Below are 22,232 nucleotides of genomic sequence, written 5' to 3' on the forward strand. Positions count from 1 at the left end.
AAAAGGACCTACTTAATCTCTAAGCAAGTCCCCAAAATAGGCATGGCAAAAAAGGCCATACCTCAAGCTGACTTACTTATTGTTAGGTGTTCCGGCACCTTGTAGAAACGTCGTGCCAATTCACGACATAAACAAGTAAAACGATATTCAATTTTAAATAGGCTTGTACCAATGTTTTTATTTTACACCAAAAAACTTTAGAAATCAAATATTTTGTTAGTGTTTTGATTTAAAAAACGAACAAAATGAAGAAAAATAGACAAATTTTCAATTGTAAGCTAACATTTGTACTCAATGAAAATCAAAGAGCAAAGTAGGAAGCTAGCCGCAGGCTGTACTTGAGTACGGTAAGGCGACGCTGACGTGGTTTGAATTTGATTTTCGAAGAGTATTAGAAGATTTTTTCATCATAAAAGACATATTATCAAGATTTTTCAAGACCTGACAATATGCCTCTTTCTAACTTTAAAGACTTTTTCCCAATCTTTATTGTTCTACTCGCTAAATCTTAAAAAATAGCCATCTGGATCCAAAACTGCAAATTCATGGGGATATATAAAGCTATCTCCTACTCGAAATTCTCTTTTTGTCAGGGGACGATGGATAGGATAGTCAGCTTCCAGCAGTTTTTGGTGGAGCTGAGGAACATCTGCAATGCCAAAGGAAATATTGACACCGCGCCCGAAAGGATAGGTTAGTTGGGCTAATTCTTCTGTGCTACCTTCTTCTAGCATAAGTTGGCAGTCTTCAAGCGAGAGGAAGAGAAATTTCTCCTCTGGACGCTCGTATTCGACAGAGAATCCTAGCAGGTCGCAGTAGAAGTGGCGCGACTGTTCGAGGTCAGATACCACAAATTCGGGAATGACAGGCTGATAGTCCATCGCATTCCTCCTTAAAGTTCAATTTCCATGACAATGGGTGTGTGGTCTTGGCGAGCTCCTGAGTCGATCATATCAGACTTAGTCACCTTGTCAGCGATGCGGTTACTTGTGAGCCAGTAGTCGATTCTCCAGCCTGTATTGTTGATTTTAGAAGTCTTGCTGCGCTGTGCCCACCAAGTGTAGCGTTCTGGAACATCGCCGTGAATGTGGCGGAAGGTGTCGGTAAATCCAGTTGCCAAGAGGTTGGTAAATCCAGCACGTTCCTCGTCGGTAAATCCTGGTGAACGACGGTTGCTGGCAGGATTTGCAAGGTCGATTTCATTGTGGGCTACATTGTAGTCACCAGTCGCAAGGACTGGTTTTTCTTTGTCTAGTTGAGCCAAGTATTCAGCATATTTGACATCCCAGACTTGGCGTTCTTCCAAGCGTTTGAGGCCATCGCCAGCGTTTGGTGTATAAACTTGGGTTACGAAAAATTCATCAAATTCTAGCGTGATGATACGGCCTTCCAAGTCCATGGTAGAAGGGGCACCGATTTCTGGGAAAGTGACAGTGGGTGTGAGTTCTTTCTTATAAAGGAACATGGTTCCAGCATAGCCTTTACGGGCAGGCTCTTGGGAAGAGCGCCACGTGTTTTCGTAGCCTGGGAAGAGTTCTTCTAAAATTTCCAAGTGTTTCTTTGTAGGCCCTTTGGCAGAAAGCTTGGTTTCTTGGATAGCGATGATATCAGCATTTTCGGCGACCAAGGTTTGTAGTACTTCTTGGGACAATTTGGCACGAGCTGAGTCACTAGTTAGGGCAGCATTGAGGGAATCAATATTCCATGAGATGAGTTTCATAAAGTTACCTTTTTCATTCAGATTATAGATTTTATTATACCAAAAAAAGGTCCATTTCCCCAACGTATGGCTTGAAAATTACTCTTTAGACTTTATCCTGAGAAAATAAAAATTCCCTAAACTATTTAGAAAAAAATCTAAATAGTTATTGTATTTAGAATGGAAAGGTGTATAATGTTATTTAGAAAAACATCTAAATAGAAAGTGACGTTACATATATGTCAAATAAGAGAACAATCCTTCTTTTTGTGGTCTTGGCTTATACCCTTGCTTGGATAATATGGTTGGCACTATGGCTAAGTGGTGTTGGTCTAAATTCTCCATGGAGTCAACTTGCTAGTATTGTAGCCATGTGGATGCCTGCACTTGCAGTCTTTATTTTAGGGAAAATCACGAATCAACCTAGTGGAATCAAATCTAAATTAGTTGTGAATCTCAAGAGCAACTGGCGCTTTTACTTACTAGCTATCTGGTTACCAGCTGTCATCAGTTTTTTAGGAGCGGGACTTTATTTTCTTGTATTCCCTAGCAATTTCAGCCTTGGTTTTGAATCTATTCAAGCCATCTTACAAGAAAAAGGTGTCTCTCAATCAACCGTTCCCTTATCTTTCTTGGCCTTGATTCAAATCCTAGCTAGTTTGACCTACGCTCCTTTTCTTAATAGTTTCTTTGCATTGGGAGAGGAAATTGGTTGGCGTGGCTATCTTTACCCAGCTCTAAGAGAACGCTTTTCACTAGTCCAGACTCATGTCTTGCTTGGTCTCATTTGGAGTATTTGGCATCTACCAATCAATTTGCAAGGCTATAATTATGGACTATCTTATTTTGCTTATCCCGTTTTGGGAGTTGTTGCTATGTTTCTATTTTGTTTTAGCCTAGGAATATTGTTGAGCTGGTTGTTGGAAAAGACAGGTTCTATCTGGGCTTCTGCCCTATTTCATGGGGCAATCAATGCAACTGCAGGTATTGGGTTACTCTTTCAATTACCAGGAGAAAAAGTTTCAAGCCTCTTGATTTTAGGCCCATCACCGACAGGAATACTATCAGTTCTACCTTGCTTAGTCCTAGCCCTACTAATATTACAAAGGGAAAGGAGCCATTATGAGTTTTGCAAATAGTTTTAAAGCCTTTTCTCATCCAGTTAGGAGAGAGATTTTAAATTTACTCAAAGCAGGTAGATTATCTGCAGGAGAAATTGCCAGTCAATTCGAGTTGACAAGTGCAACGATTTCACATCATCTCACGATTTTGAAAGCAGCGGATTTGATTCATGAAATGAAAGAAAAAAACTTTATTTATTATGAGTTAAATACATCGGTTTTAGAGGATATAATGGTTTGGTTAGCAGATCTGAAAGGAGATCATTTTGATGAAGATAAAAATCAATAAGAAATTGGTATTATTTACGAGCATTCTCATCCTACTACCTTCCCTTGTAGGTTGTGTTTTCTGGAATCAATTACCAGAGGAGATACCCACTCATTTTAATCTACTGGGTCAAGCAGATGGCTACAATCATAAAATGTTTGCTATCTTTGGATTACCGACTCTCATGCTTTTGATGCATTGGTTGCTTCTATTTTTAATGATTAAGGATCCTAAATCTAGCAATATCAGTTCAAAAATACAAGTTTTGATTTACTGGATTATTCCTTTTGTATCTTGTCTATTAATGATTTCTATCTTCGGAGAATATTTGGGTTATTCCATGATGAGTGGGCTACTAGCTCAGATTTTTATGGGAGTCGTGATGATCGTAATTGGAAATTATCTACCAAAAACACACCGAAATTATATAATCGGTATTCGACTACCGTGGACCTTGGAGAATGATGAAAACTGGAGAAAAACGCATCGTCTAGCTGGAAAAATTTGGGTATTAGGAGGATTGTTATTGTTTCTAAATTCCTTTGTTCAACTATATGTTTACTGGGTGTTTTTCTTGACACTTCTACTTGTGGTGTTGATGCCTGGTGTTTATTCATATCAATTATCAAAATCAGAATCTTGAAATAGCTACTGGAGTCATTAGTTTGAGAAGTTGGTCTGATATGTCCATTTCCCCAACGTATGGCTTGAAAAATCACTCTCTTTCGTTTATAATTAAGAATGATTTTATGAAAGGGAGTGAAAATAAATGAAATTTTACTCATATGACTATGTACTTAGCCAAATCAGTCAGCAAAATGGAATGATGATTGGCTTTGGGATTGTGCTCCTAGCTATCACAGGATTTTTTGCTTTTAAAGCCTATCGAGATAAAAAGGGGACTAAGTTTCGGGAATTGGTCATGATTTTGGCCTTGACCTTGGTGGCCATGCTTTTGGTGACAATCTCAAAATACCAGACCAATCAAGCCTCTAACAACCAATTTCAAACTTCACTTCATTTCATAGAGGTTGTTTCCAAAGACTTGGGAGTGGATAAATCAGAAGTTTATGTCAATACTTCTGCAGCCACTGATGGAGCACTTATCAAGGTAGGTTCAAATTTCTATCGTGCCATGAACGGGAGCCAACCAGACAAGTATCTTTTAGAGAAATTAGAATTGCATCAAACAGACGCTATTGAATTGGTGGAGGTAAACAAATGACACTCAATTATATGGAAATTTTAATCAAACTGGCCTTGGGTCTTTTCTCGCTTGTTTTTGTTATCAATGTGACAGGAAAGGGAAATCTGGCGCCTAACTCTGCGACAGACCAAATTCAGAACTATGTTCTCGGTGGTATTATCGGTGGGGTGATTTACAATAGTTCTATTAGCATTCTCCAGTACGCAGTGATTTTGATGATGTGGACGATTTTGGTTTTGACCCTCAAGTGGCTTAGTAACAATGTTCATTTTGTCAAACGCTTGATTGATGGTAAGCCAACTCTCCTCATCAAAAATGGTCAGATTGACCCAGAAGCCTGTCGTTCAGTTGGTTTGTCTGCAGCGGAAGTAGCCCTCAAGCTTCGTAGCCAAGGGATTTTCCAGATGAAGCAGGTCAAACGCGCTGTGCAGGAGCAAAATGGCCAACTCATCGTGGTCCAAATGGGAGATGAAAATCCTAAGTATCCAGTTGTGACTGACGGTGTGATACAAGTCGATGTTTTGGAGTCGATTGGTCGTAACGAAGAGTGGTTGCTTGATAACCTCAGCAAGCAAGGGCATGACAATGTAGCCAATATCTTTATCGCTGAGTATGACAAGGGTGCGGTCACAGTCGTAACCTATGAATAAGAAAAACCTGGGGTCTTGGCCTCAGGTTTCTATTTGCAATCAGAAAGGGATGTTATGTCCATTATTCAAAAACTTTGGTGGTTTTTCAAGTTAGAAAAACGCCGTTATTTAGTCGGGATTGTGGCTCTGGTCTTGGTTTCCGTCCTCAACCTCATTCCCCCAATGGTTATGGGGAGGGTCATTGATGCCATCACATCGGGGCAATTAACCCAGCAGGACCTCCTTCTTGCCCTATTTTACTTGCTTCTTTCAGCCTTTGGGATGTACTATCTGCGCTATGTTTGGCGTATGTATATCCTTGGGACTTCCTACCGTTTGGGACAGATTATGCGCTCTCGCTTATTTGAACATTTCACAAAAATGTCTCCAGCTTTTTATCAAACCTACCGGACGGGGGACCTGATGGCACACGCAACCAATGATATCAATGCCCTAACGCGTCTGGCAGGGGGTGGTGTTATGTCTGCCGTGGATGCCTCTATCACGGCTTTAGTGACCTTGATGACCATGCTCTTTAGCATTCCATGGCAAATGACCTTGGTTGCCATTCTACCCCTGCCTTTCATGGCTTATGCGACCAGTCGTCTAGGGAGAAAGACCCACAAGGCTTTTGGCGAATCACAGGCTGCCTTTTCTGAACTCAATAACAAGGTGCAGGAGTCTGTATCAGGTATCAAAGTGACCAAGTCTTTCGGTTACCAGGCGGACGAGCTCAAGTCCTTTCAGACAGTCAATGAATTGACCTTCCAAAAGAACCTGCAAACCATGAAATACGATAGTCTCTTTGACCCTATGGTTCTCTTATTTGTTGGTTCCTCCTATGTTTTAACGCTCTTGGTAGGCTCCTTGATGGTTCAGAAAGGGCAAATTACGGTTGGTAATCTGGTCACTTTTATCAGTTATTTGGATATGCTGGTTTGGCCTCTTATGGCCATCGGCTTCCTCTTTAATATTACTCAGCGAGGGAAAGTTTCCTACCAGCGGATTGAGGAACTTTTGTCTCAGGAATCACCTGTACAAGACCCTGAGTTTCCTCTAGACAGTATTGAAAATGGGCGCTTGCAGTATGCCATTGATAGTTTTGCATTTGAAAATGAGGAAACACTGACAAATGTTCACTTTAGTTTGGAAAAAGGGCAAACATTGGGATTAGTTGGTCAGACAGGCTCTGGGAAAACGTCCTTGATTAAACTCCTCTTGCGTGAATACGATGTGGATAAGGGAGCCATTTATCTAAACGGTCACGATATTCGTGACTACCGTTTGACAGACCTTCGTAGTCTCATGGGCTACGTCCCTCAGGACCAGTTCCTCTTTGCGACTTCGATCTTAGACAATATCCGTTTTGGGAATCCTGATTTAACACTTTCAGCGGTCGAGGAAGCGACTAAGCTAGCCCAAGTTTACCAAGATATTGTAGCCATGCCTCAGGGATTTGATACGCTGATTGGTGAAAAAGGAGTCAGTCTTTCTGGAGGTCAAAAGCAGCGTCTGGCCATGAGTCGGGCTATGATTTTAGACCCTGATATCTTGATTTTGGATGATTCTTTGTCAGCTGTGGATGCCAAGACAGAGTATGCGATTGTCGATAATCTTAAGGAAACGCGTCAGGACAAGACAACCATTATCACAGCCCATCGCCTCAGTGCAGTTGTCCATGCAGATTTGATTTTGGTTCTGCAAAATGGTCAAATTATCGAACGAGGCAGGCACGAAGACTTACTAGCTATGGATGGCTGGTATGCCCAAACCTACCAGTCTCAGCAGCTGGAAATGAAAGGAGAAGAAGATGCAGAATAAGAAAGAACAATGGACTGTATTGAAGCGCTTGATGTCTTATCTCAAGCCTTATGGACTCCTGACCTTTTTGGCACTCAGTTTTCTACTAGCGACGACAGTCATCAAAAGTGTCATTCCCCTTGTGGCTTCCCACTTTATAGACCAGTATCTCAGCAATCTCAACCAACTCGCTGTGACCGTTTTGTTGGCCTACTATGGCCTTTATATCCTACAAACGCTGGTCCAGTATGTCGGCAATCTTCTCTTTGCGCGGGTATCCTACAGCATCGTTAGAGATATTCGTCGAGATGCCTTTGCCAATATGGAGAAACTAGGCATGTCTTATTTTGATAAGACGCCAGCAGGCTCTATCGTCTCTCGTTTGACCAATGATACTGAGACCATCAGCGATATGTTTTCAGGGATTTTATCTAGCTTTATCTCAGCAGTTTTCATCTTTCTGACAACCCTTTATACCATGTTGGTGCTGGATTTTCGTTTGACAGCATTAGTCTTGCTCTTTCTCCCCTTGATTTTCCTTTTGGTCAATCTCTATCGGAAAAAATCAGTGAAAATCATTGAGAAAACCAGGAGTCTCTTGTCAGATATCAATAGTAAGCTGGCTGAAAACATCGAGGGAATCAGAATAATCCAGGCCTTTAATCAAGAGAAGCGCCTACAGTCAGAGTTTGATGAAATCAACCAAGAACACTTGGTCTTTGCCAACCGTTCTGTAGCCTTGGATGCCCTCTTTTTGCGCCCTGCCATGAGTTTGCTGAAACTTTTAGGTTATGCTGTCTTGATGGCCTATTTTGGCTATCGTGGACTTTATCTGGGAATAACGGCCGGGACCATGTATGCCTTTATCCAGTACATCAACCGCCTCTTTGATCCCTTGATTGAGGTGACGCAAAACTTTTCAACCCTTCAAACGTCCATGATTTCTGCAGGCCGTGTCTTTGCCTTAATCGATGAGAGGACCTATGAGCCTCATCAAAAAGATGGGCAAGCCAAAGTCCAAGAGGGCAATATCCGTTTTGAACATGTGTGCTTCTCATATGATGGCAAACATCCGATTCTGGATGACATTTCTTTCTCCGTTAATAAGGGTGAAACCATTGCCTTTGTGGGGCATACAGGTTCAGGGAAATCTTCGATTATCAATGTCCTCATGCGTTTTTATGAATTTCAGTCAGGCCGAGTTCTCTTGGATGGTGTGGATATTAGGGACTACAGTCAGGAAGAGCTGAGAAAGAACATCGGTCTGGTCTTGCAGGATCCCTTCCTCTATCATGGGACCATTAAGTCCAATATCGCCATGTACCAAGAAATCAGTGATGAGCAGGTAAAGGACGCAGCTAGCTTCGTGGATGCAGATTCCTTTATTCAAGAACTTCCTCAGGGATATGACGCCCCTGTTTCTGAGCGTGGCTCCAGTTTTTCAACAGGTCAGCGTCAGCTTCTTGCCTTTGCTAGAACAGTCGCCAGTCAGCCTAAAATTCTGATTTTGGATGAAGCGACAGCCAATATTGACTCTGAAACAGAAAGTTTGGTTCAAGCTTCACTGGCTAAGATGAGACAGGGACGAACAACCATTGCCATCGCCCATCGTCTTTCGACCATACAAGATGCCAACTGTATCTATGTTTTGGACAAGGGGCGCATTATCGAGAGCGGATCCCATGAGGAACTTTTGGCCTTGGGAGGAACCTATCACAAGATGTATAGCTTGCAGGCAGGGGCCATGGCCTAATACTCTTTGATTTTCATTGAGTGTAAGAAGGAAATCCTTCAAATTGCAGATTTCTTTCACCGCCTTTTCCATTTTGTGGTATAATGAAAAATGTTGACAAATAGTACAATAAAAACAAAGGAGAAACAGCATGCTGAAATGGGAAGACTTGCCCGTGGAAATGAAATCAAGCGAGGTTGAGTCTTACTACCAGCTTGTTTCTAAAAGGAAGGGTTCGCTGATTTTCAAGCGTTGTTTGGACTGGGTTCTAGCCTTGGTCTTACTGGTTCTGGCCTCTCCCATCTTTCTCATCTTGAGCATTTGGATCAAGTTGGATAGCAAGGGGCCAGTGATTTACAAACAAGAGCGCGTGACCCAGTACAATCGACCTTTCAAGATTTGGAAGTTCCGTACCATGGTGACGAATGCAGACAAAAAAGGAAGTTTGGTGACTTCTGCTAACGATAGCCGCATTACCAAGGTTGGCAATTTCATCCGCCGTGTGCGTTTGGACGAACTGCCTCAGTTGGTCAATGTCCTTAAAGGCGAAATGTCCTTTGTTGGTACACGACCTGAAGTGCCACGCTACACAGAGCAGTATAGCCCTGAAATGATGGCGACCTTGCTTTTGCCAGCAGGGATTACCTCTCCAGCCAGCATCAACTACAAGGATGAGGACACTATCATCAGTCAAATGACCGAAAAAGGCCTGTCAGTTGACCAAGCCTATGTCGAACACGTCCTTCCTGAAAAGATGCGCTATAACCTCGATTATCTCCGAGAATTTAGTTTCCTTGGAGACATCAAAATCATGTTTCAAACCGTGTTTGAAGTGCTAAAATAAAGTAGCCATGAGAAAATGAGTACAGATAAAAGGAGCAAATCAATGCCAAATTACAATATTCCATTTTCACCTCCCGATATTACAGAAGCAGAAATTGCTGAAGTAGCGGATACCCTTCGTTCTGGTTGGATTACAACAGGTCCTAAGACAAAAGAACTAGAGCGTCGCTTGTCTCAATATACACAGACGCCTAAGACTGTCTGTCTTAACTCTGCAACTGCCGCTCTTGAGTTGATTTTACGTGTGCTTGAAGTGGGACCTGGTGATGAGGTTATCGTTCCAGCCATGACCTATACAGCTTCATGTAGTGTCATCACTCACGTAGGAGCGACCCCTGTCATGGTGGATATTCAAGCAGATACGTTTGAAATGGACTATGACCTGCTTGAGCAAGCTATCACTGAGAAAACTAAGGTGATCATCCCAGTAGAGCTCGCAGGGATTGTTTGCGACTACGACCGTTTGTTCCAAGTAGTGGAAAAGAAACGTGACTTGTTTGTAGCTTCTAGCAAGTGGCAAAAAGCCTTTAACCGTATTGTGATTGTTTCTGATAGTGCCCATGCTTTGGGATCAACTTATAAAGGACAACCTGCTGGTTCTATCGCTGATTTTACTTCTTTCTCATTCCATGCTGTTAAGAACTTTACAACAGCTGAGGGAGGAAGTGCGACTTGGAAGGCCAATCCAGCGATTGATGACGAAGAGATGTACAAGGAATTTCAAATCCTTTCCCTTCACGGGCAAACTAAGGATGCTCTTGCCAAGATGCAACTGGGCTCATGGGAATACGATATCGTCACACCAGCCTACAAGTGCAATATGACCGATATCATGGCTTCTCTTGGTTTGGTACAATTGGACCGTTACCCTGGTTTGCTAGAACGTCGTAAGGACATCGTGGACCGTTATGATCGTGGTTTTGTAGATTCTCGCATCCATCCTTTGGCACACAAGACTGATACTGTCGAATCTTCACGCCATCTCTACATCACCCATGTAGAAGGAGCAAGTTTAGAAGAGCGCAACCTCATCATCCAAGAATTAGCTAAAGCAGGAATTGCAAGTAACGTCCACTACAAACCGCTTCCGCTCTTGACAGCCTATAAGAATCTTGGCTTTGATATGACGAACTATCCTAAGGCTTATGCCTTCTTTGAAAATGAAATTACGCTCCCTCTTCACACTAAATTAAGCGATGAAGAAGTGGACTATATCATTGAGACTTTCAAAACAGTTTCTGAAAAAGTGCTAACTTTATCAAAAAAATGACAAACTACAGTCAAGTGAAAAGTGTTCCTGTCCCTAAAAAGTCTAATTGAGTGTAAAAACTGTTGTTTTCAATTGAAAATAGTTTACACTTGTGGCTGAAGCCCCTTTCTCCTCAGAGAGAATTTTTATAGGATTTTCCTTTCTTGTAGAAGTCCCGTGGTTTGAAATGAGATGTGAGCAATTTGGTGTAGCATTTAGAATTTTTATTAGGCATCATTTAGAAAATGTAGTGTCTTGTTCTAGTTTTCAATTCACCCTATTTTTTGAAAGACGCGAGTTTCCACGAATGAGGTTGTGGAAACTCGCGTCTTTCTTTTTTGTTTTCAGAATATTGTTCAAAGTTTTGAGACTATTTTTCATGTTCTAGTCATTCTTTTGAAATAATCTATAAAACACGTGTCTGCAATGATTTATATGTCCTATTCCAGTATTTTAGAAGAACTGCGTCTATTTTTATAGAGCTTGAATCTAGCTTTTATAGAAAATCTATTTAAGAAATATATTGTATTGTTTTGATTTCAATCCGCTATATGAACGATATTCATGTAAATATACCTGGCGAATGCTTGCATGACAAGATATTTGTTCTTGTATTTATAAATTAGTATTTTACGAGATGTCAACATGCTTTAAATACAGTGAATAGGATATTTTTATGTTCAAGCTAAGAAAGATAGTAATCACTTTTGAATGGAAGGTTAAAGAATTATTAGAAGTATGGTTAGATATATAAATGGTCACGCTTTCACAATTTTGATATTTTATTGTGTTATTCCTTGACAATTTTGATTTAAAAATATATTATAAAGAAAATGACAGCGGTGTCATTTTCTGGTATGGAATTTATATGAATATTAAATTAGGACATAATATTTTTAATTGGAGGCTAATATGAAATCTTTTCAACAAAATGAGGTTTTCTCTATTCGTAAGTCTAAGGTGGGAGTTTGCTCAGTTCTCTTAGCGGTTTTATTTATTGGAACACAAAGTGTTTTAGCTAATGAAGTAGTTGGTGAAACTTCTTCGTCTAAAGATAATATGCAAATGAACTCTTTGTTGAGTAGCACATCTACATCATTATCTGCGGAACCCCATTCTGATACTCTCAGTCTTGATAACAATTCAAGTTTAAGTACTGATAATAATGGAGGAGTGAGTATTAATCAAAATAAACCTGATATAACAAATGATACTATGATGGGTAACATCTCTGGGATGGAAGTGAATACTATTTTAAGTACTAATCTGAACGAAGACGTAGCTTTGAATGTTAAAGATTATGGAGCAATAGGTGACGGAGTTAATGATGATCGACAAGCAATTCAAGATGCAATAGATGCTGCAGCTAAAGGACTAGGTGGAGGAAATGTATATTTTCCTGCAGGAACTTATTTAGTTAAAGAAATTGTTTTTTTAAAAAATCATACACACTTAGAATTGAATGAGAAAGCTACAATTTTAAATGGTATCAATATTAAGAATCATCCTTCTATTGTTTTTATGACTGGCTTATTTACAGATGATGGTGCGCAGGTAGAATGGGCTCCAACAGAAGATATCAGTTATTCTGGTGGTACGATTGATATGAACGGTGCTTTGAATGAAGAGGGAACTAAAGCAAAAAATCTACCACTTATAAATTCTTCAGGTGCCTTTGCTATTGGAAATTCAACTAATGTAACTATAAAAAATGTAACATTTAAGGACAGTTATCAAGGGCATGCTATTCAAATTGCAGGTTCGAAAAATGTATTAGTTGATAATTCTCGTTTTCTTGGGCAAGCCTTACCCAAAACGATGAAGGATGGGCAAATCATAAGTAAGGAGAGCATTCAGATTGAACCATTAACTAGAAAAGGTTTTCCTTATGCCTTGAATGATGATGGGAAAAAATCTGAAAATGTGACTATTCAAAATTCCTATTTTGGCAAAAGTGATAAATCTGGGGAATTAGTAACAGCAATTGGCACACACTATCAAACATTGTCGACACAGAACCCCTCTAATATTAAAATTTTAAATAATCATTTTGATAACATGATGTATGCAGGTGTACGTTTTACTGGATTCACTGATGTATTAATCAAAGGAAATCGCTTTGATAAGAAAGTTAAAGGAGAGAGTGTACATTATCGAGAAAGCGGAGCAGCTTTAGTAAATGCTTATAGCTATAAAAACACTAAAGACCTATTAGATTTAAATAAACAGGTGGTTATCGCCGAAAATATATTTAATATTGCCGATCCTAAAACAAAAGCGATACGAGTTGCAAAAGATAGTGCAGAATATTTAGGAAAAGTATCAGATATTACTGTAACAAAAAATGTAATTAATAATAATTCTAAGGAAACAGAACAACCAAATATTGAATTATTACGAGTTAGTGATAATTTAGTAGTCTCAGAGAATAGTATATTCGGTGGTAAAGAAGGAATTGTTATTGAGGATTCAAAGGGTAAAATAACCGTTTTAAATAACCAATTTTATAATTTATCCGGTAAGTATATATCATTCATCAAATCTAATGCAAATGAGAAAGAACCTGTTATACGTGATAGCGATGGTAATTTCAATATTGTAACGGAGAATGGGCTTTACAAAATTGTAACAAATAATTTAAGTGATAAAAACGAAAAAGAAAAAAACAAAGAGGAAAAACAATCTAATTCAAATAATGTAATTGATAGTAACCAGAAGAACGGAGAGTTTAACTCAAGTAAAGATAATAGACAAATGAATGACAAGATCGACAATAAACAAGATAATAAGACAGAAGAAGTAAACTATAAAATAGTTGGAGATGGCAGAGAAACTGAAAATCATATTAATAAATCTAAAGAAATAGTAGATGTAAAACAAAAATTACCAAAGACTGGTTCGAACAAGATTATGGAACTATTCTTAACAGTGACAGGAATTGGTTTACTTTTGACACTAAAAGGGTTGAAGTATTATGGTAAAGATAAATAAAATTTGTTCGATACAAGGAAGTTCTGTAGAAAATGAGGATACTGTAGGTTCACAAAATCAGTATTTTTGGATTATCGATGGAGCTACAGATTTATATAATTCTAAAGAGGAGATAGGTTATTCAGTCTCAGAAGTTGTACATATTTTATCAGAAAGTTTGTCGGTTAATTGTAAAGAATCAAAAACTCTTAAACAAATATTTGAAACTGCTTTACTAGAGGTTAAAGATGAAATCGGTTTAAACTCATATGAATTAACAGAGTATTATCGCTTACCAACATTTGCTTTTATATTTGCTAAACTTTCAGAAAAAAAGTTGGAGTATATGATGCTAGGTGACTGCGTCATGTTAGTAAACGAAATGGAAATAACTGATCATAGAGTAGATAACTTATTTGAAAAAGGAAAAAATGAGATAAAAGATTCAATTGGTACAAATAGTGCTTTAAATAAAAAAATTATTTTACAAAAAATCAGAAAATTATCTAATCAACCGAGTGGGTACTGGATAGGTTCGTTGGATGAGAGATTTTTAGACCATGCTATTATTAATCAAATAGATGTTACTAGTGAACAAATTGTTTTAATGAGCGATGGCTTTTATGAATTCTATCAAAATAATCAAAATAAAACTTTTGAAGAGTTAATTAAGATGAGATTTAATTCTTCTGCTATTGATCCAATCTATGGAAAGAAAGATGATGCAAGTATTCTAGTTATTGATGTTTGATATATTGTTTAAAATATTAATTGTTACTATTGAACTTTGTTAAGAAGAGGTACCTAAATGTTAAGGTTATATTTAGAAAATGAAATTATAGAATTATCAAATAATTTAGAGACCATTTGGGTATCTGTGCTTGATAAATACGAGAAGTTATTTGAATATTTATCAAATGAAGAACGAATAGAATTGATTAAAGAAGATTTAATCATAAATGAGTCAGTTCTAAATGTTGATAAAAAAGGATATGAGTTAATTTGTTTACAACATCCCGTTTCATATGACTTAAGAAGAATTATTAGTGTAATAAAAATATCAACTGACATTGAACGTATTGGGGATAGAATTGTTGAAATTTTAAAAAATCTACAGATTATTCAAAATAATGAAATTTTGAAGAAAATTATTTCAGAAATAAAAATACTTCATGAAGTTATCGGACTGCATATGAATAGGGCTATATCTTGTTATAGAGAGGAACAATTTGGATGTTTAGATATGGTTGTTATACAAAAACAGAATGAGATAGAAGAGCTTAGTATAAATATTGAAAAGAAAATAATGAATTACATATTTGAAGATGATGGGAATGTTTCTGAAGTAATTGGTGCTTTGGATATTATTCATCACCTTGATAAAATTGCTCATACTACGCAAGCAATTTATAAATGGATAATGTATAGAAAATATGGGAACATAAATTAGAAAGAAAAATATATGAAAACAATTATTGATAATTTTGTTGATAGAGTAATTGAATACGGAATGTATAATGAAATTGACAAAATATATGTGAAAAATAGAGTACTAGCGTTAATAGGTGAGGAGGGGACTGATCGCATTTCCGATGAGAATGACCTGAAACAAATAAAAGATTACTTAGTGGAAATCGCCTTAAAAAACGGTAAAATTAAAGATTTAATCGAGGAAAAGGAATGTTTAGGAGCAGAGTTAATGAATTTCATAGTTCCTTTACCTAGTCGATTAAATGATATTTTTTGGAGTTCATATGATATATCACCTCAAGAAGCAGTTGAAGAGTTTTATAAGTTAAGTAAAGATAGTGATTATATTAAAACTTCTGCTATTGCTAAGAATATTGAGTTTCGAGCATCAACTAAATACGGAGAGCTAGAGATTACGATAAATTTGTCAAAACCCGAAAAAGATCCAAAAACAATTGCTGCTGAAAAATTAGTAAAAGCCACTAATTATCCCAAATGTTTACTATGTATGGAAAATGAAGGATATCAGGGGCGAATAAATTATCCAGCACGTTCGAATCATAGAATTATTCGATTGAAACTTGGTGACGAAGTATGGGGATTCCAGTATTCTCCCTACTTATACTTTAATGAGCATGCGATATTTTTAAATAGTCAACATGTACCAATGGCTATTACCTCTAAAACATTTGAACAATTATTGGAGATTGTTGATATTTTGCCAGGATATTTTGCTGGTTCAAATTCTGATCTTCCTATCTCAGGAGGCTCCATTCTTAGTCATAACCACTACCAGGGAGGGAAACATATTTTCCCAATGGAAAAAGCAAAATTTGAGAGTGAATTTCGTTTTAAAGACTTTGAGGATGTTAATGCTGGTATTGTAAAATGGCCAATGTCAGTAATTAGGTTACAAAGTGAAAATAAAAATCGCTTGTTAGATTTAGCTACTAAAATTCTAAACAAGTGGAGAGAATATTCAGATTTAGAAGTAGACATCATTGCTATGACTGAAGATGTCCCACACCATACGGTGACTCCTATTGCTCGTAAAGTGGACGGAAGATATGAATTAGATATTGTTCTAAGAGATAATCATACTACTGAACAATACCCAGATGGTGTTTTCCATCCTCATCAAGATGTACAACATATTAAAAAGGAAAATATTGGGTTAATCGAAGTGATGGGACTTGCGATTTTACCACCTCGTTTGAAAACAGAGTTAGAAGAAGTTGAGAAATATCTTTTAGGAAAAGATAACGCAATTGCTGATTATCATTTAGAATGGGCCGTTCAATTGAAAGAAAAATATCCTGGACTTAAAGAGGAAGAGGTTCATAGCGTAGTTCAACATGAAGTAGGGCAAGTATTTGCGAGAGTTCTCGAAGATGCAGGTGTTTATAAGAATACTCAAACCGGACAAGAAGCATTTATGAGATTTGTTAAATCGGTTGGAATTAATTAGGAGGAAGTAAAAATGGCAATATTGGTAACAGGCGGAGCTGGTTATATTGGTAGCCATACCGTAGTAGAATTACTAAATTTAGGTAAGGAAGTCGTTATTGTCGACAACCTTTCAAACTCAAGCATTTTAGTATTAGATCGTATTGAAGCAATTACAGGGCAACGTCCTGCGTTTTACGAATTAGATGTTTGTGATAAACAAGGATTGAGAAAAGTTTTTGAACAAGAATCTATTGAGGCTGCAATTCATTTTGCAGGATACAAAGCTGTCGGCGAATCCGTGCAAAAGCCTGTAATGTATTACGAAAATAATATTATGAGCACATTAGCTCTTGTTGAAGTGATGTCAGAGTTTAATGTTAAAAAGATTGTATTTTCATCGAGTGCGACTGTATACGGCGTTCACAATCAGTCTCCCCTTATTGAGACGATGCCGACAAGTGCAACGAATCCGTATGGGTACACAAAAGTGATGCTTGAACAAATTTTAAAAGATGTTCATGTAGCAGATTCAGAGTGGAGTATTGCGTTGCTTCGTTATTTCAATCCGATTGGTGCTCATGAGTCGGGGTTGATTGGAGAAGATCCATCAGGCATTCCTAACAACTTAATGCCTTTTATTGCACAAGTAGCGGTAGGTAAGCGACCAGAGCTAAGTGTTTTTGGAGATGATTATGATACGGTAGATGGTACTGGTGTTCGCGATTATATCCATGTAGTGGATTTAGCGATAGGGCATATAAAAGCTTTAGAAAAAGTATCTGAAAAAACAGATGTTTATATTTATAACCTTGGTTCAGGAGAAGGCACAAGTGTATTACAACTTGTAAATACATTTGAAAGTGTTAATAAGGTTCCAATTCCGTATAAAATTGTACCAAGACGATCAGGAGACGTTGCGACTTGTTATGCAAATGCAGACAAAGCATATAAGGAATTAAATTGGAGGACAACAAAATCGATTGAAGACATGTGTAGAGATACATGGAATTGGCAATCAAAAAATCCCAATGGCTATAATTGATGATACTGTCTATATGAGTGCTGTATTTTGGAAAAATTACTTAACCTTTTAATGAAATGCATATTTAATGAAAGATAAATTTTTTTAAAAAAATGTTTGAAAGCGCTTGACAAAGTAAACGGTTTCATTGTATAATGTAAACATAATGACACCGATGTCAAATATAAAAAAGAAGGTCTTTATATGAAAAACTTAACAAAAATTAAGTTCAAAGAGAATGGGGAATTCAATCATTTCCCTGGAAATACAGTTGTAGCAAATCTTTATACTAAACAAGATTTGATGGAAGTTGTTGATATTATTCAATCACGTTATAGAGAATTACCATTTATCGATAAGTTTACTTTAACTCCAAGGAATTCTATTCACATGACTGTAATTGAATTGTTGTGCCATGAAAATCGTGAAACGGAGTTTTGGAGCAGTAATCTTCCTCTAGATACACCTTTACAGGAAATACATGATTACTTTGCTAAACAACTTGACATTTTTCCATTGTTGGACGAAGAAATTCATATGCGTGTAACTGAAATGGGGAAACAAAACATACTAGTTGAACCTGCAGATGAAGCTTCTGCAAAGAGATTAGAAGAAATTCGTACTTATGTCTCAGAAAAAGCAGGTGTTCGTTTCCCAAATCATGATAGATATCAATTCCATATTTCAATTGGGTATCTTCGGATTCCTCTAACCGAAGAGGAGGAAGAAGAGTTTACTAAAGTCAGAGCAGAATTAACTGAAATTTTATTAGAGAAGATTCCAACTATTACTGTAAACCGTATTGACTATACTGTATTTGAAGATATGAGACAATTTGTTCCATATCATGAAAAATTTAAATAAAATAATAAAAAAGGAGAACTTATCATGAAAAAAATGAAAGTTTGGTCTACTGTACTTGCAACGGGAGTTGCTCTTACTACACTTGCTGCTTGCTCTGGAGGTTCAAATTCTACGACTGCTTCTTCATCTGAAGAAAAAGCTGATAAAAGTCAAGAACTAGTAATCTATTCGAACTCAGTCTCAAATGGTCGTGGTGATTGGTTAACTGCTAAAGCAAAAGAAGCTGGTTTTAATATCAAAATGGTTGATATCCCTGGCGCTCAATTAGCAGACCGTGTTATTGCTGAGAAGAATAATGCAGTTGCAGATATGGTATTTGGAATTGGTGCTGTTGATTCAAATAAAATTAGAGATCAAAAATTACTAGTACAGTACAAGCCTAAATGGTTAGATAAAATTGATCAATCTTTATCCGATAAAGATAATTATTATAATCCTGTGATTGTTCAACCATTAGTTTTAATTGGGGCGCCTGATGTAAAAGAAATGCCTAAAGATTGGACTGAATTAGGTAGTAAGTATAAAGGTAAGTATTCAATTTCTGGTCTTCAAGGTGGTACAGGACGTGCAATTCTAGCAAGTATCTTAGTTCGATACCTTGATGATAAAGGTGAATTAGGTGTTTCCGAAAAAGGTTGGGAAGTAGCAAAAGAATATTTGAAAAATGCATACACTCTTCAAAAGGGAGAAAGTTCAATTGTTAAGATGTTAGACAAAGAAGATCCAATACAATATGGAATGATGTGGGGTTCTGGTGCATTAGTTGGACAAAAAGAACAAAATGTTGTTTTCAAAGTTATGACTCCTGAGATCGGTGTACCATTTGTAACTGAACAAACTATGGTTTTAAGCACTAGTAAAAAACAAGCGTTAGCTAAAGAATTTATTGATTGGTTTGGTCAATCAGAAATTCAAGTAGAATATAGTAAGAACTTTGGATCTATTCCTGCAAATAAAGATGCCCTCAAAGATCTACCAGAAGATACTAAGAAATTTGTTGATCAAGTGAAACCACAAAATATTGACTGGGAAGCTGTTGGAAAGCATTTGGATGAATGGGTAGAAAAAGCTGAATTAGAATACGTACAATAAGAAATAAGAGTTAATTTTTATGTCCAAGTCTCTCTATTATTTCTAAATTTATGGAAGAAATAAAGAGAGGCTTTTGGTTTAGTAATAGAGGGAGTTAGTGAGATGATTAAATTTGATAATATTCAAATTAAATATGGTGATTTTGTTGCAATTGATAATCTGAATTTAGATATACATGAAGGGGAATTTTTTACATTTCTTGGGCCTTCAGGATGTGGTAAATCAACTACTTTGAGAGCATTGGTAGGTTTTCTAGATCCATCATCAGGAAGTATTGAAGTTAATGGAACAGATGTCACTCATTTGGAACCTGAAAAGCGTGGAATTGGTATTGTATTTCAATCTTATGCGCTATTTCCAACTATGACTGTTTTTGATAATATTGCATTTGGTTTAAAAGTTAAGAAGGTAGCTCCAGATGTTATTAAAGCTAAAGTATCAGCAGTAGCAGCAAAAATTAAGATCTCTGATCAACAGTTACAGCGTAATGTATCAGAATTATCTGGGGGTCAACAACAAAGGGTAGCATTGGCTCGTGCTCTGGTTCTTGAACCTAAAATTCTTTGTCTAGATGAACCATTGTCAAACCTTGACGCAAAATTACGTGTAGATTTGAGAAAAGAGTTGAAAAGACTTCAAAAAGAGTTAGGTATTACTACTTTATATGTTACTCATGATCAAGAGGAAGCCTTAACTTTATCTGATAGAATTGCAGTCTTTAACAATGGATACATCGAACAGGTCGGTACACCTGTAGAGATTTATCATAATTCTCAAACTGAATTTGTATGTGATTTTATTGGCGATATTAATGTTTTGACCGATGAAACAGTCCACGAAGTATTACTTAAAAATGCAAGCGTTTTCTTAGAAGATAAAAAAGGATACATTCGATTAGAGAAAGTTCGATTCAATCGTGAAACTGAACAAGATTTCATTCTAAAAGGAACAATTATTGATGTTGAGTTTTCTGGAGTTACAATTCACTATACAATAAAAGTTTCTGAAAGTCAGATTCTTAATGTAACAAGTATTGATAGTCAGGCTGCTATTAGATCTGTCGGAGAAAGTGTGGACTTATTTATCACACCATCAGACGTTCTGCAATTTTAAGGAGGTGCAGTATGCGTCATAAATTAAATTTAAAAGATTGGCTTATTCGTTTAGGGTTAATCTGGTTCCTAGTAACATTTATTATTTATCCAAACTTTGATCTAGTAGTGAATGTATTTGTAAAAGGAGGAGAATTTTCCCTTGAAGCTGTACATCGTGTTCTAAAATCTGAGAGGGCACTTCAGAGTATTATGAACAGTTTTAAGTTAGCATTTTCACTCATTATTACAGTTAATGTCGTAGGTATTCTTTGTGTTCTATTTACAGAGTACTTTGATATTAAAGGTGCTAAAATTTTAAAATTAGGCTATATGACCTCTTTAATTTATGGAGGAGTGGTTTTAGCGACTGGATATAAATTTGTCTATGGTCCTTATGGATTGATAACAAAATTTTTACAAAATGTTATCCCTTCTTTAGACCCTAACTGGTTTATTGGGTATGGTGCAGTCTTATTCATTATGACATTTTCAGGAACTGCTAATCATACATTGTTTTTAACAAATACAATTCGAAGCGTTGACTATCACACTATTGAGGCTGCACGAAATATGGGAGCAAAACCATTTACTGTTTTCCGAAAAGTAGTGTTACCAACCTTAATTCCAACTCTATTTGCACTTACTATTATGGTTTTTCTTAGTGGTTTGTCTGCAGTAGCAGCACCCATGATTGTTGGTGGTAAAGGATTTCAAACTATAAATCCAATGATTATTACATTTGCAGGGATGGGGAATTCTCGCGATTTAGCTGCCTTACTTGCAATTATTTTAGGTATTGCAACTACAATTTTGCTTACTATCATGAATAAGATAGAAAAAGGTGGAAATTATATTTCTATCTCTAAGACTAAAGCGCCTCTTAAAAAACAAAAAATTGCATCTAAGCCTTGGAATATCATTGCTCACATTGTAGCATATGGATTGTTCACAGTTTTCATGCTTCCACTAATTTTTATAGTATTATACTCATTTACAGATCCAGTTGCAATTCAAACAGGTAACTTAACATTATCAAACTTTACTTTAGAAAATTATCGCTTATTCTTTAGTAATAGTGCGGCATTCTCTCCATTCTTGGTCAGCTTTATTTATTCTATTATTGCTGCGACAACAGCAACAATTCTCGCAGTTGTATTTGCTCGTGTTGTCAGAAAACATAAATCTCGTTTTGATTTCTTATTTGAATATGGTGCTCTACTTCCTTGGTTACTACCAAGTACACTTTTAGCAGTAAGTTTATTATTTACTTTTAATCAGCCACAATTTCTTGTCTTGAATCAGATTTTGGTAGGTAGTTTGATAATTCTACTTATTGCATATATAGTTGTAAAAATCCCATTTTCTTATAGAATGGTACGTGCTATTTTATTTAGTGTTGATGATGAGATGGAAGATGCAGCAAGAAGTATGGGTGCTTCACCTTTTTATACTATGATGAAGGTTATCATTCCATTTATTCTACCGGTTGTTCTCTCTGTTATTGCTTTAAACTTTAACTCTTTATTAACTGACTTCGACTTATCTGTATTTCTTTACCATCCATTAGCTCAACCACTGGGTATAACTATTCGTTCAGCAGGTGATGAAACAGCAACTTCAAATGCTCAAGCACTTGTATTCGTTTATACTATTGTATTAATGATAATTTCTGGTTCTGTTTTATACTTTACTCAGAGACCAGTTAGTAGAAAAAGGAAATAATA

Annotated in this window: 20 protein-coding genes and 1 riboswitch; of the genes, 18 read left to right on the top strand and 2 right to left on the bottom strand. The window is 36.8% G+C overall.

Features of this window, described 5'->3' with window-relative positions; translation table 11 throughout:
• Positions 1-59: 59 nt before the first annotated feature.
• Positions 60-155: riboswitch (purine riboswitch) on the bottom strand.
• A gap of 339 nt (positions 156-494) precedes the next feature.
• Both KV696_RS04310 and KV696_RS04315 read right to left on the bottom strand, forming a co-directional pair.
• Complete coding sequence (locus tag KV696_RS04310) at positions 495-881, bottom strand: bleomycin resistance protein (RefSeq protein WP_173276488.1); 387 nt, start codon at positions 879-881, stop codon at positions 495-497.
• 11 nt (positions 882-892) lie between these two features.
• Entirely contained in the window at positions 893-1,720 is an 828-nt protein-coding gene (locus KV696_RS04315) for an exodeoxyribonuclease III (RefSeq protein ID WP_173276489.1), read from the bottom strand.
• Positions 1,721-1,938: 218 nt separating this feature from the next.
• Between KV696_RS04315 and KV696_RS04320 the strand changes: the two genes are divergently transcribed.
• The 18 genes from KV696_RS04320 (at position 1,939) to KV696_RS04405 (ending at position 22,230) form a co-directional block, all read left to right on the top strand.
• A complete protein-coding gene (locus tag KV696_RS04320) occupies positions 1,939-2,838 on the top strand; it encodes a CPBP family intramembrane glutamic endopeptidase (RefSeq protein WP_173276490.1) in 900 nt (299 codons plus the stop codon).
• Positions 2,822-3,109 carry an autorepressor SdpR family transcription factor gene (locus tag KV696_RS04325; RefSeq protein WP_049521689.1) on the top strand — a complete coding sequence of 96 codons (288 nt, stop codon included), beginning with the start codon at positions 2,822-2,824 and terminating at the stop codon, positions 3,107-3,109. Before KV696_RS04320 ends, KV696_RS04325 begins: the two co-directional genes overlap by 17 nt.
• The gene (locus KV696_RS04330; protein ID WP_080982470.1) at positions 3,090-3,731 is read left to right on the top strand and encodes an SdpI family protein; all 642 of its coding nucleotides are present in this window, start codon (positions 3,090-3,092) and stop codon (positions 3,729-3,731) included. The genes KV696_RS04325 and KV696_RS04330 overlap by 20 nt, the downstream gene beginning before the upstream one ends.
• 126 nt (positions 3,732-3,857) lie before the next feature.
• Positions 3,858-4,313 (top strand): DUF3290 family protein, encoded by a 456-nt coding sequence (locus KV696_RS04335; RefSeq protein ID WP_000675343.1) that lies wholly within the window; start codon positions 3,858-3,860, stop codon positions 4,311-4,313.
• Entirely contained in the window at positions 4,310-4,945 is a 636-nt protein-coding gene (locus tag KV696_RS04340) for a DUF421 domain-containing protein (RefSeq protein WP_000174458.1), read from the top strand. Before KV696_RS04335 ends, KV696_RS04340 begins: the two co-directional genes overlap by 4 nt.
• Positions 4,946-4,999: 54 nt before the next feature.
• Positions 5,000-6,745, top strand: coding sequence for an ABC transporter ATP-binding protein (locus tag KV696_RS04345; protein WP_219966974.1), 1,746 nt, complete (start codon positions 5,000-5,002; stop codon positions 6,743-6,745).
• Positions 6,735-8,477, top strand: coding sequence for an ABC transporter ATP-binding protein (locus KV696_RS04350; RefSeq protein WP_219966975.1), 1,743 nt, complete (start codon positions 6,735-6,737; stop codon positions 8,475-8,477). The genes KV696_RS04345 and KV696_RS04350 overlap by 11 nt, the downstream gene beginning before the upstream one ends.
• Positions 8,478-8,607: 130 nt before the next feature.
• A complete protein-coding gene (locus KV696_RS04355) occupies positions 8,608-9,300 on the top strand; it encodes a sugar transferase (protein ID WP_049523872.1) in 693 nt (230 codons plus the stop codon).
• A gap of 42 nt (positions 9,301-9,342) precedes the next feature.
• Entirely contained in the window at positions 9,343-10,569 is a 1,227-nt protein-coding gene (locus KV696_RS04360) for a DegT/DnrJ/EryC1/StrS family aminotransferase (protein WP_219966976.1), read from the top strand.
• An 891-nt stretch (positions 10,570-11,460) separates the two neighbouring features.
• The gene (locus KV696_RS04365; protein ID WP_219966977.1) at positions 11,461-13,539 is read left to right on the top strand and encodes a glycosyl hydrolase family 28-related protein; all 2,079 of its coding nucleotides are present in this window, start codon (positions 11,461-11,463) and stop codon (positions 13,537-13,539) included.
• Entirely contained in the window at positions 13,523-14,269 is a 747-nt protein-coding gene (locus KV696_RS04370) for a protein phosphatase 2C domain-containing protein (protein WP_084675176.1), read from the top strand. The genes KV696_RS04365 and KV696_RS04370 overlap by 17 nt, the downstream gene beginning before the upstream one ends.
• Positions 14,270-14,326: 57 nt before the next feature.
• Positions 14,327-14,968, top strand: coding sequence for a phosphate signaling complex PhoU family protein (locus tag KV696_RS04375; RefSeq protein ID WP_219966978.1), 642 nt, complete (start codon positions 14,327-14,329; stop codon positions 14,966-14,968).
• 12 nt (positions 14,969-14,980) lie between these two features.
• A complete protein-coding gene (gene galT / locus KV696_RS04380) occupies positions 14,981-16,456 on the top strand; it encodes a UDP-glucose--hexose-1-phosphate uridylyltransferase (RefSeq protein ID WP_219966979.1) in 1,476 nt (491 codons plus the stop codon).
• A 12-nt stretch (positions 16,457-16,468) separates the two neighbouring features.
• Positions 16,469-17,479, top strand: coding sequence for a UDP-glucose 4-epimerase GalE (gene galE, locus KV696_RS04385; protein ID WP_057487890.1), 1,011 nt, complete (start codon positions 16,469-16,471; stop codon positions 17,477-17,479).
• Positions 17,480-17,662: 183 nt separating this feature from the next.
• Entirely contained in the window at positions 17,663-18,322 is a 660-nt protein-coding gene (locus KV696_RS04390; protein WP_130885614.1) for a DUF1868 domain-containing protein, read from the top strand.
• A 24-nt stretch (positions 18,323-18,346) separates the two neighbouring features.
• Complete coding sequence (locus KV696_RS04395; RefSeq protein ID WP_000738377.1) at positions 18,347-19,414, top strand: extracellular solute-binding protein; 1,068 nt, start codon at positions 18,347-18,349, stop codon at positions 19,412-19,414.
• 102 nt (positions 19,415-19,516) lie between these two features.
• Positions 19,517-20,527 carry an ABC transporter ATP-binding protein gene (locus KV696_RS04400; RefSeq protein ID WP_000589137.1) on the top strand — a complete coding sequence of 337 codons (1,011 nt, stop codon included), beginning with the start codon at positions 19,517-19,519 and terminating at the stop codon, positions 20,525-20,527.
• A gap of 11 nt (positions 20,528-20,538) precedes the next feature.
• Complete coding sequence (locus KV696_RS04405) at positions 20,539-22,230, top strand: ABC transporter permease (RefSeq protein WP_219966980.1); 1,692 nt, start codon at positions 20,539-20,541, stop codon at positions 22,228-22,230.
• Positions 22,231-22,232: the final 2 nt, after the last annotated feature.

Source organism: Streptococcus humanilactis, assembly GCF_019448275.1.
In the GTDB taxonomy this organism is placed as follows: domain Bacteria; phylum Bacillota; class Bacilli; order Lactobacillales; family Streptococcaceae; genus Streptococcus; species Streptococcus humanilactis.